2 protein-coding genes are annotated in these 1,046 nt (G+C 64.9%); both read left to right on the forward strand.

The features are described from left to right. Positions 1-688, forward strand: a 688-nt coding sequence (locus L995_RS11750) for a bacteriophage T4 gp5 trimerisation domain-containing protein (RefSeq protein WP_047471880.1), incomplete at its 5' end; no start/stop codon positions are given. Positions 689-761: 73 nt separating this feature from the next. Beyond that, positions 762-1,046, forward strand: a 285-nt coding sequence (locus L995_RS11755) for a DUF6531 domain-containing protein (protein WP_047471882.1), incomplete at its 3' end; no start/stop codon positions are given.

The following is a 1,046-nucleotide window of genomic DNA, read 5'->3' on the forward strand; positions in this document are numbered from 1 at the left end:
CGACGAGACCATCACCGTGCACAACAACCGCACGGAGCGGGTGGACCACGACGAGAAGATCAGCATAGGCGACAACCGCAATGAAGACGTTGGCATCGACGAGAACATCTCCATCGGCAAGAACCGCAGCAAGACCATCGGCAAGACCGAGACCGACAAGATAGGCCAGAACTGGTACGTCACGGTCGGCCTGCTCAAGACCCAGACCATAGGCATGGCCTACATGCAGAACGTGGGTGGGATGAAGATGATGAACATCGGCGTCAACTACATGGAAAACATCGGCGTGGCCATGCAGACCCATGTGGGCATGAACCAGAGCCTCACCGTGGGGCAGGAGCGCCAGGTCAAGGTCGGCAGCAAGCAAAGCACCGAAGTGGGCTCGCAGTACTCGCTGACCGTGGGCGGTGGTGGCGGGGGTGGTGGCGGCAGCGGTGGTGGCGCGGGAGGCGGCATGGCCATGAACATCACGGCACCCGGTGGCGGTGGTGGCAGCGGCGGTGGGGGTGCAGGCGGAGGCGGCAAGGCCTCCCAGCTCACCATGGATGGGCAAAGCATTGAGCTCAACGCCGCCAAGATCCGGCTCGAAGCCCAGCAGGAAATCCTGCTGACCTGCGGCGAAAGCACCATACGCATCACGCCCGGCGACATCCAGATCCTCTCGCCCACGGACCGGCTCAACTGCTGAAGGCAGACAGCCCGTACCGCGTTCCCCGTATCCGCATTCCCGTTCTCCCCCATCTCTCCAGGAGCAGCCTCGCATGAGTGGCCAACCCGCAGCCCGCATCACCGACAGCGTCGTCAAGGGCAAGATCGTCACCGGCTCGCGCACCGTGCTCATCGGCAGCCAGGGCGGCCTGGCCTGCTCCGTCTGCCCGGACGGCATCACCGTCGGATCCCCTGTGAACCCCCAGCTCGGCGCCAAGGTCCTGCTGGGTGCAGAAGACCTGGACTTTGCCCTGCCCTCGGCTGCGCTGCCTGTGGCCTGGCAGCGCCAGTACAGCAGCTACGTCAACCCCGAGCACGGCGCGGCCTGCGGCCTGCTG

This window comes from Delftia sp. ZNC0008 (genome assembly GCF_000799035.1).
Classification (GTDB): Bacteria; Pseudomonadota; Gammaproteobacteria; order Burkholderiales; family Burkholderiaceae_C; genus Comamonas; species Comamonas tsuruhatensis.